Raw genomic sequence first — 945 nt, forward strand, 5'->3', positions numbered from 1 at the left:
CGCCGTAACTTGTCGTCAGAACCTTGTTTTCCGTCGCGATCTGCGCAACGGCTTGCCGAGAAGCCGGCGTGAAGGTTTGCAGAATGAAGTTGACCTTGTCGTCCAGGATTGCGCGCCGGAAAGCAGTCAGTTCATCGCCGGCCGTGTAGCAGTTATTGTCATACGTAGTTACCTTGATCTGGTGTTTCTTACCTGTTGTGTCAGCAATGCCGCCATTTGCGTTGAATTCTTCGGCCCAGATCTGCACGCCGCGGGTGATTGGCACGCCCCATTGAGCGCATTCACCGGCCTGAGGCTGGACGACGCCGACATTGATGGTTTCTTGTGCACTCGCGTATCCTGTAAGCCCGCAGGCGAAGACGCCAGCGACAATTACTTTTGTCATCAAGTCCATTTTATTCTCCCTAGTTTCGGTTCCCCAAGATGAGCTATCTGAGTATTTCGGTGTTGCCGCACACCCCCAGCGATTGCCCGGAGATCGATCGACCGGCGTCAGACGAGACGAAGATCGCCAGGTCAGCGATCTCCTCTGGCTCGATCATTCGTCCCAAAGACATCGTTGCCACTTCTTCGGCCTCGATTTCCGCGAGTCGCCGTCCGGTCGCCTTGGCTCTGGCGGCCATTACGCGTTCCATCCGCGGCCCGCGGACAGACCCTGGAAGAATGGCGTTGACCCGTATTCCGAACTTGCCGACTTCCATCGCCAGGGATTGCGTCAATCCGATCACGGCCCATTTTGCGGCTGCGTATGGCGTGCGCATCGGCATGCCGAGACGACCCGCTGCCGAAGACATGTTCAATATCACCCCTGAATGCTGAGCCTTCATCCCAGCCATAACACCTCGAATGAACAGGTACTGGGCCGTAAGATTTACATCGACGGTCCTGCCCCATTCTTCTGGTGAGATATGTTCGATAGGAGCCGTCGGTCCCGCGATTCCGGCG

2 protein-coding genes are annotated in these 945 nt (G+C 56.7%); both read right to left on the minus strand.

Annotated elements, in window-relative coordinates; translation table 11 throughout:
* Nucleotides 1-394: ABC transporter substrate-binding protein (locus EOA24_RS39430; protein WP_145992584.1), on the minus strand; the 394-nt coding region annotated here is incomplete at its 3' end.
* 34 nt (nucleotides 395-428) lie between these two features.
* A partial coding sequence (locus EOA24_RS39435) for an SDR family oxidoreductase (protein WP_133375008.1) occupies nucleotides 429-945 on the minus strand: 517 nt, incomplete at its 5' end.

Origin of the sequence: Mesorhizobium sp. M2A.F.Ca.ET.039.01.1.1 (assembly GCF_003998035.1) — a bacterium.
GTDB lineage: Bacteria > Pseudomonadota > Alphaproteobacteria > Rhizobiales > Rhizobiaceae > Mesorhizobium.